This window comes from Nonomuraea sp. NPDC051941 (genome assembly GCF_044593615.1).
Genome location: NZ_JBIUCF010000067.1, coordinates 21509 through 40555 on the forward strand (window position 1 = coordinate 21509; position 19047 = coordinate 40555).

The 19047-nt window shown below is 71.9% G+C and carries 13 protein-coding genes; 5 read left to right on the top strand and 8 right to left on the bottom strand.

Going from position 1 to position 19047, the window contains the following annotated elements:
- Window positions 1–222: 222 nt before the first annotated feature.
- Both ACIHFD_RS60225 and ACIHFD_RS60230 read right to left on the bottom strand, forming a co-directional pair.
- Window positions 223–840, bottom strand: coding sequence for an NUDIX hydrolase (locus ACIHFD_RS60225; RefSeq protein WP_397374615.1), 618 nt, complete (start codon window positions 838–840; stop codon window positions 223–225).
- Between the two features lie 76 nt (window positions 841–916).
- A complete protein-coding gene (locus ACIHFD_RS60230) occupies window positions 917–1573 on the bottom strand; it encodes a class I SAM-dependent methyltransferase (protein ID WP_397374616.1) in 657 nt (218 codons plus the stop codon).
- A 242-nt stretch (window positions 1574–1815) separates the two neighbouring features.
- On the opposite strand from ACIHFD_RS60230, the gene ACIHFD_RS60235 reads away from it, so the two are divergent.
- Window positions 1816–4923 (top strand): ATP-dependent helicase, encoded by a 3108-nt coding sequence (locus ACIHFD_RS60235; RefSeq protein WP_397374617.1) that lies wholly within the window; start codon window positions 1816–1818, stop codon window positions 4921–4923.
- Window positions 4917–8204, top strand: a complete 3288-nt coding sequence (locus tag ACIHFD_RS60240) for an ATP-dependent helicase (RefSeq protein ID WP_397374618.1) — start codon at window positions 4917–4919, stop codon at window positions 8202–8204. Before ACIHFD_RS60235 ends, ACIHFD_RS60240 begins: the two co-directional genes overlap by 7 nt.
- Here the strand turns inward: ACIHFD_RS60240 and ACIHFD_RS60245 are convergent.
- From ACIHFD_RS60245 to ACIHFD_RS60260, 4 genes are read right to left on the bottom strand one after another with little or no spacing between them, the layout of a single operon-like run.
- Complete coding sequence (locus ACIHFD_RS60245; protein WP_397374619.1) at window positions 8164–9234, bottom strand: type III PLP-dependent enzyme; 1071 nt, start codon at window positions 9232–9234, stop codon at window positions 8164–8166. The two genes, ACIHFD_RS60240 and ACIHFD_RS60245, sit on opposite strands and share 41 nt — an antisense overlap.
- Window positions 9231–10775 carry an IucA/IucC family protein gene (locus tag ACIHFD_RS60250; protein WP_397374620.1) on the bottom strand — a complete coding sequence of 515 codons (1545 nt, stop codon included), beginning with the start codon at window positions 10773–10775 and terminating at the stop codon, window positions 9231–9233. Before ACIHFD_RS60250 ends, ACIHFD_RS60245 begins: the two co-directional genes overlap by 4 nt.
- Window positions 10776–12260 carry an IucA/IucC family protein gene (locus ACIHFD_RS60255; RefSeq protein WP_397374621.1) on the bottom strand — a complete coding sequence of 495 codons (1485 nt, stop codon included), beginning with the start codon at window positions 12258–12260 and terminating at the stop codon, window positions 10776–10778.
- Window positions 12257–13396, bottom strand: a complete 1140-nt coding sequence (locus ACIHFD_RS60260) for a siderophore biosynthesis protein (protein WP_397374622.1) — start codon at window positions 13394–13396, stop codon at window positions 12257–12259. The genes ACIHFD_RS60255 and ACIHFD_RS60260 overlap by 4 nt, the downstream gene beginning before the upstream one ends.
- Window positions 13397–13542: 146 nt before the next feature.
- Here ACIHFD_RS60260 and nudC point away from each other — a divergent pair, with 146 nt between their 5' ends.
- Window positions 13543–14517 carry an NAD(+) diphosphatase gene (gene nudC, locus ACIHFD_RS60265; RefSeq protein ID WP_350725396.1) on the top strand — a complete coding sequence of 325 codons (975 nt, stop codon included), beginning with the start codon at window positions 13543–13545 and terminating at the stop codon, window positions 14515–14517.
- Here the strand turns inward: nudC and ACIHFD_RS60270 are convergent, their stop codons facing one another.
- Window positions 14518–14766 carry a glutaredoxin domain-containing protein gene (locus ACIHFD_RS60270; protein WP_364241892.1) on the bottom strand — a complete coding sequence of 83 codons (249 nt, stop codon included), beginning with the start codon at window positions 14764–14766 and terminating at the stop codon, window positions 14518–14520. It lies immediately after the preceding gene.
- 99 nt (window positions 14767–14865) lie between these two features.
- Window positions 14866–15762, bottom strand: a complete 897-nt coding sequence (locus tag ACIHFD_RS60275) for an alpha/beta hydrolase (protein ID WP_397374624.1) — start codon at window positions 15760–15762, stop codon at window positions 14866–14868.
- A gap of 151 nt (window positions 15763–15913) precedes the next feature.
- Here ACIHFD_RS60275 and ACIHFD_RS60280 point away from each other — a divergent pair, with 151 nt between their 5' ends.
- Both ACIHFD_RS60280 and tesB read left to right on the top strand, forming a co-directional pair.
- Entirely contained in the window at window positions 15914–17950 is a 2037-nt protein-coding gene (locus ACIHFD_RS60280; protein ID WP_397374648.1) for an ATP-dependent DNA helicase UvrD2, read from the top strand.
- A 76-nt stretch (window positions 17951–18026) separates the two neighbouring features.
- Window positions 18027–18896: an acyl-CoA thioesterase II gene (gene tesB / locus ACIHFD_RS60285; RefSeq protein ID WP_363971040.1), complete on the top strand. Its 870-nt coding sequence runs from the start codon at window positions 18027–18029 to the stop codon at window positions 18894–18896.
- Window positions 18897–19047 lie beyond the last annotated feature (151 nt).

Below are 19047 nucleotides of genomic sequence, written 5' to 3' on the forward strand. Positions count from 1 at the left end.
GTGGCCGGTCGTGAAGGCTCACGGGCTGCTCGCCGTGACGACGCGCGTCCTTGACCGGCTCCATGGTCAAGGACGCACCACTCTCCGCCCCCACTCACCCGCCGCCCCGCACCACCCGCCCGCCCGGGGAACGTCCCCGTCAGCGCCCGTTCGCCATACGACGTCCAGCCCCTTCGACGCGAGCTCTCCGTACGGCGCCTCACCCCGCCCTGAGCGGTGGCGTTAGAAGAGGTTGGGGAGGTCGGGGAGGAGGAAGCGGCGGTTGGGGTCGTAGTCGGAGGTGAGGTCTTCGGTGCGGTGGAATCCGCCGTTCGGGAGGTTCTCCACCAGGAGGTAGAGAAGGGATGACATGGTGGTGCCGCAGACGATCTCGCCGCTCTCGATGAGCTTGCGGAGGCGCGAGGCGTGCACCCACTCCACCCGCTCCGCCTCGTACGGGTCCGACGGCGGCCCGATGCGGGTGGCCGAGTCGGCGCGGTAGATGTGGTGCAGGCTGTCGGTGAAGCCGTTGGTCGGCTGGATCGACAGCAGCGGGCGCAGAGGGCCGGGACGCCAGCCCGTCTCCTCCTCGACCTCGCGCGCGGCCGCCGCCTGAGGCATCTCGCCCTCGTCCACCTGGCCCAGCGGGATCTCCCAGGCCCACGTGTCGGTGATGAAGCGATGCCGCCAGATCAGCAGCACCCGGTCCTGGTCGTCGGTGACGACCGCCCCCGCGCCGGGTGCAATGCGTACGAGCCGGTGGTCGAGGCGGCGTCCGTCGGGCAGCTCCACATCCGCCACCCGGATGTCCAGCCACGGGTCCGCGTACAGCGACCTCTCGGAGTGGACCTGCCACCGCATGCGATCAACCCCCACACCGAGGCGAAATGTTGACCCTACGTTACAAGCCGGAACGCTCCGTGGGCGAGGTTGTCGATCACTTCCGCAGTTCGATGTCGAGCGCCAGAGGCGACGTGTGGATGCCGTACGTACGGAAGCGCGTCCGCGCGATGAAGTCCTCGAACTCCGGCTTTGTGTACGCCCGCCGAGGCAGGAAGGACCGCAGGGCGAACTTCGTGAAGAGCCTGGACAGGCCGCTCATCCCCATCCGGGCCACGTCGGCGTCCACGGCCTCCTTGGACACGTCCCTGCGCAGATCGATGACGAGGGCGTGGCCGCCGGGCCGCAGCACCCGATGCATCTCGTGGAGCGCCCCGACGGGGTCGGAGAAGTTCTTGAACGCGGCGCAGCAGACGACGAAGTCGAAGCTCCCGTCCTCGAACGGCATCGCGGAGGCGTTCCCGCGGCGGAAGTCCACCCGGACCCCGGCCTCGGCGGCCTTCGCGCGGGCGATCTCGACGAACGTCTGGCTGATGTCGAGCCCCGTGACCGTGTAGTCGCCGGTCGCGGCCAGGGCGATCGACAGGTTGCCGGGCCCGGGGGCCACCTCTAACACCTCGCTGCCCGGCTCGGCCAGCTCGCGCACCCGTTCGACCTGGTCGGAGAACCGGTCGGGCGACCTGTCGTTGCTCGCGGCGTACCAGCGGGCGATCGCGCCCTCCATGCCGACGCCCTTGTATCCCTTGTCAGTCATAGAGACACGATATGTCGCGTCTAGGAGAAGTCAAGATATATCGCGGCAACGCCGTCGGCGAACATGAGGGCGGCGTGTCGCGCGAGAAAGTGGAGATTCGCCCCGATACGGTAGGCGGATCGCGTGGGGAGACCGGGCAAGTCGGCACGATCTGTCCCTGTGGTCTGGTGGAATCTAGTGCTGTGAGTGGTCAGACCTGGCGGTTGGTGCGACGCGGCAACAGTGGACCTGTTGCGCCCCCTGTGCTCGATGAGCACCAGCGTGCCGTGGTCGCCCACCGGAGCGGCCCGCTGCTCGTCCTCGCAGGTCCGGGCACCGGCAAGACCACCACGATAGTCGAGAGCATCGTCGACAGGATCGAGCGCCGCGGCGTCGACCCCGAGCGCGTGCTCATCCTCACCTTCAGCCGCAAGGCCGCCGAGGAACTGCGCCAGCGGGTCACCGCCCGCCTGCGCCGCACCACCCGCACGCCGCTGGCCCTCACCTTCCACTCCTACGCGTACGCGCTCCTGCGCCGCGAGGCCGTGCTCGAGGGCAAGGCCCCGCCGCGCCTGCTGACCGGCCCCGAGCAGCTCCTGGAGATCCGGCGGCTGCTCCACGGCGAGCTGGAGAGCGGCGCGCTCGACTGGCCGGTGTCGCTGCGCGAGCCGCTCAAGACGCGGGGTTTCGCCGAGGAGCTGCGCGACTTCCTGTCCAGGGCCAGCGAGCGCGGGCTCGACCCCGAGCGGCTGATCGCCCTCGGCAGGCTGCACGGCAGGGGCGACTGGGCGGCGGCGGGCAGGTTCGCCGAGCGCTACCAGGACAGGTTCGACCTCGACCCGGAGGAGACCTACGACTACGCCGAGCTGATCGGCGCCGCCTCGGCGTTACTGGCCCGGCCGGAGGTGCGCGAGCGGGAGCGGGCGGCGCACGACGTGGTGTTCGTGGACGAATACCAGGACACCGACCCGGCACAGGAGTTCCTGCTGGCCCAGCTCGCCGGCGACGGGGCCGACCTGGTCGCCGTCGGTGACCCCGACCAGTCGATCTACGGCTTCAGGGGCGCCGACGTGCAGGGCATCATGAAGTTCCCCGAGCGGTTCAAGACCAGGGACGGCCGCGAGGCGCCGGTGCTGGCGCTGCGGGTGTGCCGCAGGAGCGGGGCCGACCTGCTGGAAGCCTCCCGCCGGTTGGCGGCCAGGCTGCCGGTGGCGCCCATGCCCGACCACGCGTATGGGCACGAGCACGACCACCGCGACCTGGCTCCGCTGCCCGACGCGGACGCCGGCGACGCGCGGGTGCTGCTGGCCGACAGCACCAGCCAGGAGGCGGCGATCGTGGCCGACACGCTGCGGCGCGCGCACCTGATCGACGGGGTGCCGTGGCACCGGATGGCGGTGCTGGTCCGCTCGGCCAAGCGCCAGGTGCCGCTGCTGCGCCGGGCGCTGGTCAACGCGGGCGTGCCGACGATGATCGCGGGCGACGAGGTGCCGATCGCGCAGGAGCCCGGCGTGCGGCCGCTGCTCACCATGCTCCGCGTGGCCATGGACCCCGCCCAGCTCGACGAGGGCGTGGCCGAGGAGCTGCTGACGGGGCCGCTCGGCGGCACGGACATGATCGGCGTACGCCGCCTCCGCCGCGCACTCAAGATCGCCGAGAACGAGGCGGAGGGCACGCGCTCGTCCGGCGAGCTGCTGGTCGCGGCCGTGCAGGACGTCAGGGAGCTCATCCGCGTCGAAGATCACGTCGCCGTCCCCGCCGAGCGCGTGGCCAAGCTCCTTGCCGCCGCCCGCGAGGCCGCGCAGGAGGAGGGGACGGCGGAGGACCTCCTGTGGGCCGTGTGGCACGCCAGCGGCCTGGCCGGGCGCTGGACCGAGCAGAGCTTGCAGGGCGGCCCCAGGGGCGCGCAGGCCGACCGCGATCTCGACGCCGTGGTGGCCCTGTTCGACCACGCGGCCCGGTTCGTGGACCGGATGCCCAAGGCGGGCCCCGAGGTGTTCATCGACGATCTGGCCGCCCAGGAGATCCCCGGCGACACGCTGGCCGACCGGGCCCCTGACGGCGACGCCGTACGCGTGCTGACCGCCCACCGCTCCAAGGGCCTCGAATGGGACGTCGTGGTCGTCGCGGGCGTGCAGGAGGGCGTCTGGCCGGACCTGCGGCTGCGCGGGTCGCTGCTCGGCGTGGAAGACCTCGTCGAGGTGGTCGAGGGCACCAAGCCCAACGCCGCCTCGCTGGTCTCCAAGCTGCTGGCCGAGGAGCGCAGGCTGTTCTACGTGGCCGCCACCAGGGCCAGGCGCAGGCTGGTGGTGACCGCGGTGGGCGGCGAGGACACCGACGAGCGCCCGTCCAGGTTCCTGTCGGAGCTGATGCCGGGAGCGGTGGAGTCGGCCACGGTGGACGACCGGGCCCGCTGGCTGAACATGTCCGCCCTGGTGGCCGACCTGCGCAGCGCGGTGACCGACCCCACCAAGCCCAGGAAGATGCGGCAGAAGGCGGCCAGGCAGCTCGCGCGTCTCGCCGCCGCGGGCGTCCAGGGGGCCCACCCCAACGACTGGTACGCCCTCACGCCCATCTCCGACGACCGCCCGCTGAGCTGGCCCGACGACGTCGTCAGCATCTCGCCCTCGGCGGTCGAGAGCTTCACCAAGTGCGGCCTGCGCTGGCTGCTGGAGACGGCCGTCGGCGCCGCGGGCACCAGCACCGCCCAGGGCCTGGGCAACATCATCCACGCACTGGCCGTCCTGGCGGCCACCGACCTGCCCAGCGAGGATCTCCTGGGCGACCGCCTCAACCAGGTCTGGAACGACCTCGACTTCGGCGGCGTCTGGTACAACCGCAAGCAGCGCCAGGTCGCCGAGCAGATGATCGGCAAGTTCCTGCGCTGGCACAAGGAAAATCCGCGCGAGCTGGTGGCTTTGGAGGAGGCGTTCACGGCGATGGTCACCGAGGGCGTCCAGATCAAGGGCCGCGTCGACCGGGTCGAGCGCGACTCCGACAACCGCGCCGTGATCATCGACCTCAAGACCGGCGGCTCCAAGCCCAAGGCCGGCGACCTCGACCGCCATCCCCAGCTCGGCGTCTACCAGCTCGCCGCGCTGCTCGGGGCCTTCGCGCGCCACGGCATGACCGAGCCGGGCGGAGCCGCGCTCGTCCAGGTCGGCAAGGCGGCGGGCAAGAATGACGCGCTGGAGCAGGCGCAGCCCCCGCTGGCCGACGACAAGGACCCGGGCTGGGCCGCGGACCTGGTCGACACGGTGGCGACCGGCATGTCGGGCCCGTTCTTCCAGGCCAAGGTCAACGACGGCTGCCGCACGTGCGCGGCCAGGGCGAGCTGCCCGGTCAACGACAACGGGGGCCAGGTGTGCTGACCCCCGCCGAACTCGCCGGCAAGCTCGGCATCCTGCCCCCCACCCGTGAGCAGGCCACGGTCATCGAGTCCCCGCTGGAGCCCATGGTCGTCATGGCCGGCGCGGGCTCGGGCAAGAGCGAGACCATGGCCGGTCGCGTGGTCTGGCTGGTCGCCAACGGCCTGGTCAAACCGGAAAACGTGCTGGGCCTGACCTTCACCCGCAAGGCCGCCGCCGAGCTGGCCAACCGGGTCAGGGAGCGGCTGAACGCCCTGGCCGAGGCGGGCCTCGTGGAGCCGGGCGCGCTCGACAACGAGCCGACCGTGTCCACCTACCACGCCTACGCCGCCCGCCTGGTCACCGACCACGCCCTGCGCGAAGGGTTGGAGCCCACCATGCGCCTGGTCACGCCGGCGGTGTCGTGGCAGCTCGCGTCGCGGGTGGTGGCGATGTACGACGGGCCGATGGACCGGATCGAGCTGGGCCCGCCGTCGGTCACCGCCGCGGTGCTGGAGCTGGCCGGCGAGCTGTCGGAGCACCTGCGCTCGGCCGGCGACGTGCGGCGGATGGGGGAGTGGCTGCGGGGCAGGCTCGACCTCCTGCCCGGCAGGACGACCGTGGCCCAGCGCAAGCCGCTCGGCGTCCAGTCCGCCAGGGAGCAGTTGCTGCCGATGGTGGAGGCGTACGAACGACTCAAGCGCGGCAGGGAGGTCATCGACTACGGCGACCAGATGTCGCTGGCCGCCAGGATCGCCGCCAACCACAAGGAGGTCGGCGAGATCGAGCGCGGCCGCTACTCCGTGGTCCTGCTCGACGAATACCAGGACACCAGCCACGCCCAGCTCGTCCTGCTGCGCTCCCTTTACGGCGGCGGCCACCCGGTCACCGCCGTGGGCGACCCCTGCCAGTCCATCTACGGCTGGCGCGGCGCCTCCGCGGGCAACCTCCGCCGCTTCCCCCAGGACTTCCGCGACAGCTCCGGCGACCTCGCCGAGGTCCGCCAGCTCAGCGTCAGCTTCCGCAACGGCGACCGGGTGCTCGACGTCGCCGCCCGCGTCCAGCTCCCGCTGCGCATGGAGGCCCGCGAGGTGCCGGTCCTGGTCCCGGGCCCCAACCGGGTCGACCGCGGCCGGGTCACCTGCGCCTTCCACGAGACGGCCGAGGACGAGGCGAAGTGGGTCGCCGACGGCATCGCCAGGATCCTCGGTGCGGAGACGGCGCCCGACGGCCTGCCCTGGGGCGAGAAGGAGCGCAAGAAGACGCTCGCCGTGCAGCCCCAGGACGTCGCGATCCTGGCGCGCAAGCGCTCGCAGTTCCCCGCGCTGCGCAGGGCGCTGGAGGAGCGCGACATCCCGGTCGAGGTGGTCGGTCTCGGCGGCCTGCTGACCGTGCCCGAGGTGACCGACATCGTGGCCACCCTGCGCGTCCTGTACGACGCGACGGCCGGCGACGCGCTGGCCAGGCTGCTGGCCGGGCCCCGCTGGCGGATCGGGCCCGCCGACCTGCGGGTGCTGGGCGAGCACGCCAGGCTGCTGGCCCGCGAGCTGAGCGAGAGCGGCCGGGAGGAGGACCCGCTCGACCAGGTGGTGGCCGACCTGGCCGAGGAGCGCGGCAGCCTGGTGGACGCGCTGGACGAGCTGCCCGACCGGGAGGAGTGGCTGGAGGCGTTCTCGCCGCTGGCCCGCACCAGGCTGGTGGCGCTCGCCCAGGAGCTGCGCCGGCTCAGGGCGCACACCGCGCAGCCGCTCCCCGACCTGATCAGCGAGGTCGAGCGCACGATCGGCCTCGATGTCGAGGTGGCCGCGCGCAGCGGCACGACGAGCACGTTCGCGGCGCGGGCCGATCTCGACGCGTTCCTCGACGCCGCGTCCAGGTTCGCGGGCGACGCGGAAGACCCGACGCTGGGCGCCTTCCTGGCCTACCTGCAGGCGGCAGAGAGCGAGGAGTTCGGGCTGGAGGCGGGCCGGGTCGGCGACAGCAACAGCGTCAAGCTCATGACCGTGCACGCCTCCAAGGGTTTGGAGTGGCCGATCGTGGTCGTGCCGGGCTTGTCGCAGCTCGTCAGCTCGAAGGGGACGATCGCGACGGGCAGCATCTTCCCCGCCACGCCGGTCATGAACAGCCGCTGGACCGAAAACCCGCGCAAGCTCCCCTACCCGCTCCGCGGCGACGCCGCCGACCTGCCGAGGCTGAGCGGGCTGAGCAAGGAGGAGCTGGGCGCGTTCGACGAGCACTGCCGCGAGCGCGACCTGATGGAGGAGCGCAGGCTGGCGTACGTGGCCGTGACCCGCGCCCACTACCACCTGATCGCCTCCGGCTACCGCTGGGGGAGCGCCACCAAGCCGCTGGAGCCGTCCGACTTCCTGCTGGAGATCCGCGACACCGCCGACCGCGTCTCGGTCTGGGCCGGCGACCTGGCCGACGGCGCCACCAACCCGCTGCTCGCCGAGCCCGCCGAGGCCATCTGGCCGGTCACGCCCGAGGGCCTGCGCTACGAGTCCGTGCTCGACGGCGCCCGCCTGGTCGAGGACGCCCTGGCCGGGGCGCTCGCCGACGACGAGGAGGAGGACGAGCAGCTGCGGGCGTTCGAGGAGGAGCGGCTGCGGGCCTGGGAGCGCGACACCGACCTGCTGCTGCGCGAGCGGGAGCTGCACCGGCGCCGGCCCGCCACGATCGTCGAGCTGCCGGTCAAGCTGACCGTGTCGTCGCTGGTCACGCTGGCCGGCGACCCGCGCGAGCTGGCCCGCAGGATCCGCCGCCCCGTCCCGGTCAAGCCCGCGCCGCTGGCGCGCCGGGGCACGTCCTTCCACAAGTGGCTGGAGACGCGGTGGGACCAGCAGCGGCTGATCGACGACCTGGAGCTGTACGACGAGGAGCTCGAAGAGGCGGATGTGCGCCTCGCCGAGCTGCAGGAGCGGTTCGAGCGGAGCGAGTGGGCCGATCGTCGGCCGGTCGATCTGGAGGTGCCGTTCGAGACCATGATCGCCGACCGGCTCGTGCGCGGGCGGATGGACGCGGTCTTCGAGCTGCCCGACGGCGGCTACGAGGTCGTCGACTGGAAGACCGGCGAGCCGCCCAGGGGGAAGAAGGCCACCCGGGTGGCGGCGGTGCAGCTCGCGGCGTACCGGCTGGCCTGGTCGCACCTGGCGGGGGTGCCGCTGGAGAAGGTGCGGGCGGCCTTCCACTTCGTACGCGCCAACCGCACCGTGCGCCCGGTCGACCTGCTCGACGCCGACGGCCTGGTCGCGCTCATCGAGGGGGTCAGGCTCGTAGATGGTGGAAAGCCGGCTTCGGGTGCATGAGGAAGTCGTGGTGGGAGATGTTCCAGGCGTAGGCGCCGGCCATCTCGAAGACCACGGTGTCCCCGACGCGAGCCGAGGTCACGATTTTTCGGGAAAAAACGTCCTTTGGGGTGCATAGCTGGCCGACGAACGTGATCGGCTCGTCCGCCAGGCCCGGCCCCTTGCCCGTGGGTAGGATCGTGAACGGCTGGTCGTGGCCCTTGGTCGCCGGCGTCCGCAGGTGGTGGGTGCCGCCCAGCAGGATCGCGTACGCCTCGCCGCGCACCCGCTTCACGTCCACGACCCTGGTCACGTAGGAGCCGCAGTACGCGGTCAGCGCCCGGCCGGGCTCGATCCGCAGGCGTTTCCCGCCCCGGACGGCCGCGAGGCCCGCCCCGTACGCCGCCCAGTCGAACCTGGACTCCGGCACCGCGTACGACACCGCCATGCCGCCGCCCAGGTTGACCTCCTCGTGCTCGTTGTCCAGCAGGGCCCTGGCGAGGGTCAGGAGCTGAGGGGCGTCCAGGCCGCTGGCCAGGTGGGTGTGCAGGCCGCGCAGGCGTACCCGCTCGGTGAACAGCGGCAGGCACTCCGCCACGCCCTGCTCGTCCATGCCGAACGGCCCGCTCATCGTGAGCGCGGCGCCCTCGACCGGCAGGTCGGGGTTGAGCCTGAGCAGCACGTCGGCCTCCAGGCCGGTGGCGAGGAGGCGGCGCAGCTCGTTCGGGGACTCGACGTGGATGCGGTGGTGCGGCAGGCGCAGCTCGGCGTCGGTCTTGCCGGGGCCCCCGAGCGCGACCGGCTTGCCCGGGAACAGCGTCGTGACGTGCGCGTGCTCGCCCGCCGACGACGCCTCGAACCCGTCCACGTGCCCGGCCAGCACGCGCAGCAGCTCGGCGTCGGGATTGGCCTTGACGGCGTAGTAGAGCTCGACCTCGCCGAGCGCCCGCCGTACGGAGGCGGCGTGCTCGTCCAGCGCGGGCAGGTCGTACAGGTAGGCGGGGGCCGCACCGAGGCGCAGCGCGGCGTCCTGGACGCGGTCGGTGATCATGCGAGCGGGTTCGCGATCGGGACGTAACCGGCGGCGCGGTCGGCCGCCCGCGCCCAGCGGACGCCCAGGTTCGCCTTGGCGGGAAGCGGCGCGCCGGCCAGCAGGTCCGACAGGGGCAGCGGCCGGCCGAGCTCGTCCGCCTGGCCGGCGAGCAGGTCGCGGGCGATCCGCCACAGCTCGCGCAGCAGCCCGTCGTCCGCCCCCGCGACGGTGGCGGCGATCTCGGTGAGGTGGTTGACGAGCAGGCAGTACACCACGCGGGCCCAGCCGCGCTCGGCGTCGTAGGTGAGGGCCGCGGCCACCTCGGGGTGCAGGCCGGCGAGGTCGTGGCGGCCGGCGACGAGCTTGGTGCCCTCCAGGTCACGGAAGACGGCCTCCGCGGGGAGCCCGTCCCCGTCCAGGCCGACCAGGACGTTCTGCAGGTGGGGCTCCAGAACGACGCCGTACGCGAAATACAGCTCCAGGACGGGCAGCGCGACCGCCGCCACGTACGCCCGCCACCAGGCGAGCGGGTCCTTGACCGGCGCTCCGAGGGCGAGCGCGGCGGCCAGCACCGGGGTCACGCCGGGGGAGCAGGCGGTCCAGGGGCTCTGCCGGACGATCACGCCCAGGCCCTCGTGGAGCCGGATGCCGAGGGCCGCAGAGCGGTAGCCGGGCTCGGGGAGCCAGCGGGTGGCGGGGTGCCTGTTGGCGACCTCCTTGAGGATCGGGCCCAGGCGGGAGGTGAGCTCCACGGCGCCGGCCAGCTCGTACCAGGCGTTCTTGCGCACGCAGTTCGTGATCCGGACGTCCAGGGAGAACTTCAGGCACGCCTCCGCGCCGGGCGCGTACACGGTCCGCACGGACGAGGTCGGCAGGACCATCGGCCCCTGCCCCAGGTCGATCAGCTCGGCCCCGAACGCGGGCCTCAGCAGCTCCACCTGCCACGGATGCGCCGGAAGCAGCCGGTAGCCGCGCGGCGCCTCGCCCATCGTGTCGAGCACCGACGCGTCGCCCCCCTCGGCCAGCACGTCCTCGCGCACGCCGAGCAGCCGGACGGGGAACTCGGCGTGCGCCTCGGGCGCGTAGCGCAGCCAGCCGTCCCCGCCGCGCGCCTTGGGGCTGGGGTGGAAGGGATGGCCGAACACCAGCGACTGCTCCGAGGCCAGCCACGGATCGGCGGGCGGGACGGCGTCCTCCCGCGCGCGCAGGATCATGGCCACCGCCTCGCGGCTGGCCGCCACCTGCTCGGCGAACTCGGCGTTCGCCCCATGGAGGTCGGACTCGACCATCCGTACCAGCTCGCCGGTTGTCAGCGGCTGCCAGGCGCCCTCCTCCAGGCGCTCAGGCCGGCCGTCGAAGCGCAGCGCCGCGCCGCCGTGGGTGCGGACCCGCAGCAGCGTGCCCGCCACCCGCAGCAGCAGGTACGGCGGCGCGGGCCAGACCAGACCGCGCGGCCCGGCCACCTCCCGCACGCAGCAGCGCAGCAGGGCCGCCAGCGTCGCCTCCTCGGCTGTTTCCTCAGCCGGGGCAGAGGGCGCGTCGAGGGCCGGAGCGTGCATTCAAGCTCTCCTCAGGTAGTTGGGCCCGCTGGTGCCGTAGAACTTGTTGACGTCGCGGGCGCCGGAGCGTTCCTTCGCGACGAGCGTCCCAGCGGTGATCATGGACTTGCCGGTGAGCCTGGCCGCGTCCAGAGTCCTGGCGCGCAGGATCCTGGCCATGGGGTCCTCGCCGTACTCGTCGAGGGCCTCGGCCAGCGTGCCGCGCAGCAGCGCCGCGGCCTCGGCGTGCGGCATCGTCCCGAACGCCACGGCCGCGGCGGCCAGATGCAGCGTGATGGTCACGAACACGTCGGCCAGCGCGTGCGGATCGTCGTTCAGCATCCGCTCGTCGGCGAACGCGGGCACCTCGATCCCGGCCGCCCGCAGCCTCGCGGGTGAGGCCAGCAGCCCGTCGTTGTCCTTGACGAGCAGCCGCGTCCGGTCGCCTTGGAAGACGAGGGCGAGGTTCTGCTGGTGGGCTTCGAGGGCGACGCCGTAGCGCACGAAGAGCCGTACGTTCCAGCGCAGCAGCAGCCGCAGGTAGGCGGGGACGACGTCGCCCACCTCATTGAGCACCCCGGGCGCGCCCAGCGCGGCCACCGGCACGATCTTGCCCTCGGGCAGGCGCCTGACCATCCAGGCCAGGTACTCGTGCCCGGCATGCGCGTGGACCTGCTCGTCGGCCAGCACCACGTCCGGGCCGGCCAGCTCCCGGAGCAGCAGCTCGGCCTTCGCCCCGTCGCCGAGCGTGCCCGGCTTGATCGACCGTCTGTTCCGGGCGCCCAGGGTGCTGATGGGGAGGGGCAGCTTGAGGTGGGTACGGGGGTCGATCTCGACGGTCCGCATGGACAGGGTGGGCCGCACGGTCAACCGCGTCTCGTCGAGCAGCCGTACCCCGTCGATCTTCCGCACCTCGCCGACCGTCAGCGGGTGGACGGGGAAGAGAACCTCGTCCGGCCCCACCTCCCACCTGCCCGCGTCGGTGGGGAAACGCCCGGCGGAGCCCGGCGCGAGCGCCCGGCGGGGCACGGCAGCCCACCGCAGCTCGAACGAGGGCGCGAACTCCGGCGCGTACGCCAGCAGCTCCTCCTCCGACAGCCCCACCCGCGCCCGGGACGTCGGATAGACGGGATGGTCCACGAAGGCGGCCAGCGCCTCATAGGACGGCCCACGCGCGAGCACCTCGCCGGCATGGGAGTCGTGCAGCTCCAGAGCGGTCAGCGCCGCCAGGCACTCCTCGAAGAAGGCCGCGACCCCCTCCGAGTCCGCCGGGTCCGCCACCTCGACCAGCGTCTCCAGCGCCTGCTCCAGCCCGAGCCGCTCCTCCGAGGCCACCACGAAGTCCTGGAACAGCGCGCCGGGCTCCAGGCGCACCCACCGGCCGTCCGCCAGAAGCAGCCCCGCGCCGTCCTTGGTGCGGCTGATCCGGGAGGACAGCCCGCCGTAGTCCTCGCGCAGCAACGCGTTCAGGACCCGGGCGGCCAGATAGGCCTCCCGATCGCTCATTCGACCACCCACGGCCGCGCGGCCCGGTAGGCCTCGACGGCCGCGTTCACGGCGGCCCGGGAGGGCCCCACGGCACGTACGACGCCCAGATAGTCCCGGTTCGTGTGCGTGAGCGAGATGACGTCCCCGACGGCCCGCAGCGGCCGGTGCCACAGCCGGACGTCCCCTTCGACGAAGGTCTCGGCACCGGGGGCGTCCTTGACGGTCCCGGCCCGGTCGGCGACGAGGCTGACCGCACTCCCGTACGACGAAATTTCCGGAATGTCGGGCACGGCCTCCCCGAGATGCACCCGCAGGATCCACTCGAACAGCGGCACCCCGAGCACATCGCCGAGCAGGAAGTCGCAATGGTCGCCGATCACCCGGTAGTTCACCTCGACGATCCGGGGCCCTCGCGGAGTGACCACGTACTCGGTGTGGCACGCCCCGAACCCGACCCCCAGCGCCCGCAGCGCCGCCAGCACGTGCTCGTGCGTCCCGTCCCGCGGCGCCCAGTCGAGCCGTTCCTCGATGAAGTACGGCAGCGCCCCCAGCGTCGTCTCGAACCCGCCGAGCACCCGCGTCCCGGACGCGTCCCCCAGCGTCTCCAGCGTCCGCAGCGGCCCTTCCAGGTACTCCTCGACGACCAGCGTCTCGCCCGGCCGCCGCTTCCTGACCAGGGCCACGGCGCCGGCCAGGTCGCGTTCGACGAGCATGACGTCCTCGCTGGCCACGCCCTCACGCGGTTTGAGCACGACCGGGTAGGGGAGGCGCTCGGGCACCGGATCGCCGGGGGCGAGCCGGATCGACCACACCTGCTCGACCCCGGCCTCGAGGAGCCTGCGACGCGTCAGGAACTTGTTCTTGGCGGCCACGCAGGCCCGCCAGTCCTTCCCGGGCAGCCCGAAGTAGGCCGCCGCGAGCGCCGTCTCCGCCTGCAGGTGGTCCGAGTTGGTGAAGATCGCGTCCGGCCTGCCGAGGCTCTCGACGGCGTCGATGAGGGCCCGCGGGTCGCGCACGTCGCACGCCACCGCGTGCGGATGCCGCTCCGGCCGATCCGTCAGGACCGTGACCTCCAGCCCCAGCGCCTCGGCCGCGGGCAGGAAGCCGTCCGTCACGGAATCGGTTGTTTTGAGCGCGGTCAGGTAGAGCCGCAACGCGAAGGCACCCCCGAAGGATCAGGTAAGGCTAACCTAACTCGTCGATCTTAGCCCGAGAGAGATCACCCCGGGGCCCGGATACCGTAATCGCCGGCTAACTGCGAGGTCATAGGATGACAGGGGATTTCGGGAGGGGACGGCCTGTGGAGACGACCGCGGAAGAGCAACTCATCGGGCCTCTGCTTCTGGCACGCGGCACCATCGACAGATCCTCGGCGCTGCGGGCCAACGAGCAGTGGCTGGAGCAGGCGTGGACCGATCCGTCGACCAGGGTGCTGGTGATCGACGACGGTCACACGCTGGTGCGGCGGTCGGGAGACGCGGTGCAGGCGGTGCTCTACGCGCCGGCCGACGCGCCGCCGGGCGAGCGCTACCTGCTCGGGGTCGAGGACGGTGTGGCCTACTTCGCGGTGGCGGCGCCGCTGCCCAGCGGCCCCGGAGGCGACGTCAACGGGCGCGTGACGGTGCCCATGAGCCTGCGCGACACGCCCGAGGGCGAGGCGGTGGCGGCCGGGCTGCGCCAGGTCGGGGGCCTGCTCGGCGACCGCGACGCCGGCCTGCTGGTCTACGCGGTGGCGCTGGAGGCCTGGCACACGACCCACGAATACTGTCCGCGCTGCGGCACCCGCACCGACGTGCGGGCCGGCGGGCACATCCGCGTCTGCCCGCAGGACGGCAGCCAGCACTTCCCCCGCGTCGACCCCGCGGTGATCATGCTGGTCCGCGACGAGGACGACCGCTGCCTGCTCGCCCGCGGCCCGCAGTGGCCGGAGGGGCGGCTGTCGATCCTGGCGGGGTTCGTGGAGCCGGGGGAGTCGCTGGAGCACGCCGTCGCCCGTGAGGTGGCGGAGGAGGTCGGCGTCACCGTCGTCCGCCCGCGCTATCTCGGCAGCCAGCCCTGGCCGTTCCCGCGCAGCCTCATGCTGGGCTTCTTCGCCGAGGCGATCTCGACCGAGCTCACGCCGGACGCCGAGGAGATCGCCGAGGCCCGCTGGTTCTCGCGCGAGGAGCTGGCGCGAGCGCTGGAGTCCGGCGAGCTGCGCCTGCCCCCGCCGGTGTCGATCGCCCGCCGCCTGATCGAGACCTGGTACGGCGGCGAGCTGACCGGCGACTGGTGATCAGGCGGCCCCGAGCAGGGCCTTGACCTCGAGAGCTGAAGGGTTCGTGCGCACGACGCGGCCGCCGGGGGTGTCGATCACCACGGTCGGCACCACCTGGTTGCCGTTGTTGACGCTCATCACGAACTCGGCCGCCGACGGGTCGCGCTCGATGTCGATGTCCTTGAAGCTGATGCCCTCGCGGGTGAGCTGGGACTTGAGCCGCTTGCAGGGGCCGCACCAGGTGGTGCTGTAGACGGTGAGCGCCATGTCGGGAGATCCCTCCGGAGATCGGGAAAATAGGCGCTCCTTGCAACAACCGGACTGTGCAAGTTCATTCCTGAGGCGGGAGTGTCCCGCCTCGGGCGCTCAGCCGATGCGCTCGGCGATCCAGGCCTGCACCTGCTCGGCCACCCCGGGCTCGCGATAGAGCGGGTTGCTGTGGTTGATGCCCGGCTGGGTGATCACCGTCACGGGCACGCCGACCTGCCCCAGCATCGTCTTGAGCACCTGGCTCTGCAGCGGCGGCACGAACTCGTCCTTGGAGTGCACGGTCAGCATCGGCGCGTCCTTGCGGCTGGCGTGCCAGGCCACCTCCATGCTGGCCCAGACCCGCGAGCACTTGCCCTTGGGCGCGCAGCCCCCGGCCAGGCGGATGGCGGCCGTACGGAGCTTGCGCTTGTTGGGGTCGTCGGACTTCTCGCCGTCGGAGTAGGCGCGCAGCGGCGAGATGATCGGCGACAGGCCCACGACGCCCTTGAGGCCGGAGATGCCGTCGCCGTACGTGCCCACGGCCGCGGCGATGTGGCCGCCGGCGGAGAAGCCCACCACCACGTAGTTGCTCGGGTCGAACGCCCACCGCTCGGCGTGCTTGCGGGCCAGCGCGATGGCAGCCAGCGCGTCCGACCGCTGAGCGGGCCACGCCGCGTCGCCGGAGAGCCGGTAGTTGAGGTTGAAGACCGTGTAGCCCAGCTCGGCGTACTGGCGGACGATCTCCTTCATGTAGCGCTTGTCGCCGCCCGACCACCAGCCGCCGTGGATCAGGAACACACCGGGGCGCTGCTGGCCGTCGGGCGTCCACCAGACGTCCATGGCTTGACGTGCCTGGGGGCCGTACGAGACGGTCTCGGAGGCGAAGTCGCCGAGACCGTACTGGTCGACGATATCGGTGGGGCCGGGCGTCGGCTCCTTGTTGGCGCTGGCGGCCACGGGTGTGAGCACGACGGCAGCGAGCGCGAGCACGCCCGCGAAAACCGCAGTTCGCACGGCCTTCCTTTCCCCCATGCAGATGGTCGGACCCATTGTGAGGGAAGAGACCGGTTCTTTGCATCTGGTGGCTATGAACATACGTCGGCCCGCATGTTGCCAGAATAAAGAGGCTGTCCGCTACACCTGAGAGTATGAACGGGTGAACAACATGGATGACGTCCTGGCCGGTCTCGACCCCGAGCAGCGCGCGGTGGCCGAGGCGGTGCGCGGTCCGGTGTGCGTGCTTGCCGGCGCGGGCACCGGCAAGACCAGGGCGATCACCCATCGCATCGCGCACGCGGTCCGCAGCGGGGTGGTCGACGCGCAGAGCGTGCTCGCTGTGACGTTCACCACTCGCGCGGCGGGGGAGCTGCGCCAGCGGCTGCGCGCGCTCGGGGCGCCCGGCGTGCAGGCCCGCACGTTCCACGCGGCGGCGCTGCGGCAGCTCACCTACTTCTGGCCGAAAGTCATCGGCGGCGCGGCGCCCTCGGTGATCGAGTCCAAGCTCCCGGTGCTGGCGGAGGCCTGCCGCCAAGTCCGGAAAACTCCGGATCGGTCCGAGTTGCGGGACATCGCGGCCGAGGTCGAGTGGGCCAAGGTCACCCAGATCGGGCCGGAGGACTACGTGACGGCCGCGGCGAAATACCACCGCACGCCCCCGGTCCCGCCGGAGGAGGTCGCTCGCCTTTATGAGGCGTACGAGCAGATCAGGCGCGAACGCCACCTGGTCGACTTCGAGACCATCCTCGAGCTGACCGCCGCCGTGATGACCGAGCACAAGGAGGTCGCGGGGCAGATCCGCCAGCAGTACCGCTACTTCGTGGTGGACGAGTACCAGGACGTCAACCCGCTGCAGAAGCTCCTGCTCGACACCTGGCTCGGGGGCCGCGACGACCTCTGCGTGGTCGGCGACCCCAACCAGACGATTTACTCCTTCACCGGCGCCACCCCGCGCTACCTGACGGGCTTCGCGGTCGAGCACCCCGACGCCGCCGTCATCAAGCTGGTGCGCGACTACCGCTCGACCCCGCAGGTGGTCGAGCTGGCCAACCGGCTGATCGTCAGATCCCCGCACCGGCTCGACCTGGTGGCCCAGCGTCCCGACGGCCCCAAGCCGTCGATCTCCGACTACGACGACGAGCCCGCCGAGGCCGCGGGTGCGGCCCGCGCGATCAGGAAGCTGCTGGACAAGGGCATGCCTTCGCGGGAGATCGCGATCCTGTTCCGCGTCAACTCGCAGTCGGAGGCGTACGAGGAGGCCCTGTCCAAGGCCGAGATCCCGTACGTGCTGCGCGGCGCCGAGCGCTTCTTCGACCGCCCGGAGGTCCGGCAGGCGGTCGTCCTCCTGCGCGGCGCCGCCCGCGCCTATGCCGGGGAGCCGCTGGCCGCCGAGGTCCACCACATCCTGACCGGCATCGGCCTGACCCCGTCCCCACCGGGCGGCGGCAAGGCCAGGGAGAAGTGGGAGTCCCTGAAGGCGCTGGCGGACCTGGCGGAGGATATGGCGGCCGAGGGCGCCGACCTGCCCGCGTTCGTGGCCGAGCTGGAGCGCCGGGCCTCCGAGCAGCACGCCCCGCCCGTGGAGGGCGTCACCCTGGCCTCGCTCCACGCCGCCAAGGGCCTGGAGTGGGACGCCGTCTTCCTGGTCGGCCTGACCGACGGCATGCTCCCGATCATCTACGCCGAGTCCCCGGAGCAGATCGAGGAGGAGCGCCGCCTCCTCTACGTGGGTGTCACCCGCGCCCGGGAGCACCTCTCCCTCTCCTGGGCCGGCGCCCGCGCCCCCGGTGCCCGCAGGACCCGCCGTCCCTCCCGTTTCCTCGACGGTCTCGGCTCCCGCGCCTCCTCCGCGATCCCGCCCCGCGTCTCGACCGCACCCCGCGAACGGCGTGCGGTGGCGGCGCCGGTGAGCTGCCGGGTGTGCGCGAAGACGCTGGTGGCGGCCGCCGAGCAGAAGCTGGGGCGCTGCTCCACGTGCCCGGCGGACTACGACGAGGCCCTCCTCGAACGCCTGAAGGCCTGGCGCACCGCCACCGCCAAGGAGGCCAAGGTCCCGCCGTACGTCGTCTTCACGGACGTGACCCTCCAGGCCATCGCGGAGCGCGCGCCTTCCACGGAGCAGGAGCTGCTGTCGATAGCGGGCATCGGCAAGATCAAGGTGGACCGCTACGGCGAGGCCGTCCTGTCTCTCTGTCGTGCCGACTGACAGCCCCGCTTTAGTCCCATATAAGGGGCACGTCAGACTTGTCCCCAACACCCGAGAGCCCAAGGGGGACGGACACGTGAACGAGGCGCTGAAGGAGCTGCTGGATCTGCTCGACCTGGAGCAGATCGAGCTCGACATCTTCCGGGGACGGAGCCCGGAGGAACGCATCCAGCGCGTCTTCGGTGGTCAGGTGGCGGCCCAGGCCCTCGTGGCGGCCGGCCGTACGGTGCCGAAGGACCGTCACGTCCACTCTCTGCACGCCTACTTCATCCGCCCGGGCGACCCCTCCATCCCGATCATCTACAACGTCGACCGCCTCCGCGACGGCCGTTCGTTCACCACCCGCAGGATCGTCGCCGTCCAGCACGGCAAGGCGATCTTCACGATGTCGGCGTCGTTCCACATCGCCGAGGAGGGCGTGACGCATCAGGCGTCCGTCATGCCGCAGGTGCCCGACCCCGAGACGCTCCCCACGTTCCGGGAGCGGATGTTCGAGGCGGTCGGCGACCACCCCGAGCTCCGCGAGTGGTTCTCGCGCCCCCGCCCGGTGGACGCCAGGTACGTCTCGCCGCTCACCTGGGAGGCGTTCAAGAACCCCGACCTGCGCAGCGCCGAGACCAACGTGTGGTTCCGCTACCACGCCGACCTGCCGGACGACCCGCTCCTGCACGTGGTGCTGGCCGCGTACGCGTCCGACTTCACGCTGGTCGACACGATCCTGCTGGCCCACGGCATGGCCTGGGGCGCCTCCAACGTCTCCGGCGCCTCGCTGGACCACGCCATGTGGTTCCACCGCCCCTTCAGGGCCGACGACTGGTTGCTCTATGCTCAGGAATCCCCCTGGTCGGGGGGAGCTCGGGGACTCGCACGCGGCGAGATGTTCACTGCCTCGGGTGAGCTCGTGGTCTCGGTCGTCCAAGAGGCCATGATCCGCCTGACGAAATAGTGCCGACACGCCGCGTGCAATAGGCCGCCAGGCGCGGTCAATGTAACAAAATCGCAGGTAGAAAATATGTTGCCCCTTCCCGGCTTCCCGGTTTAGGGTCATGGTCAAGCGAGTCGGACACTACTGTTCCGACGATCCAGAGAGTGGAGGT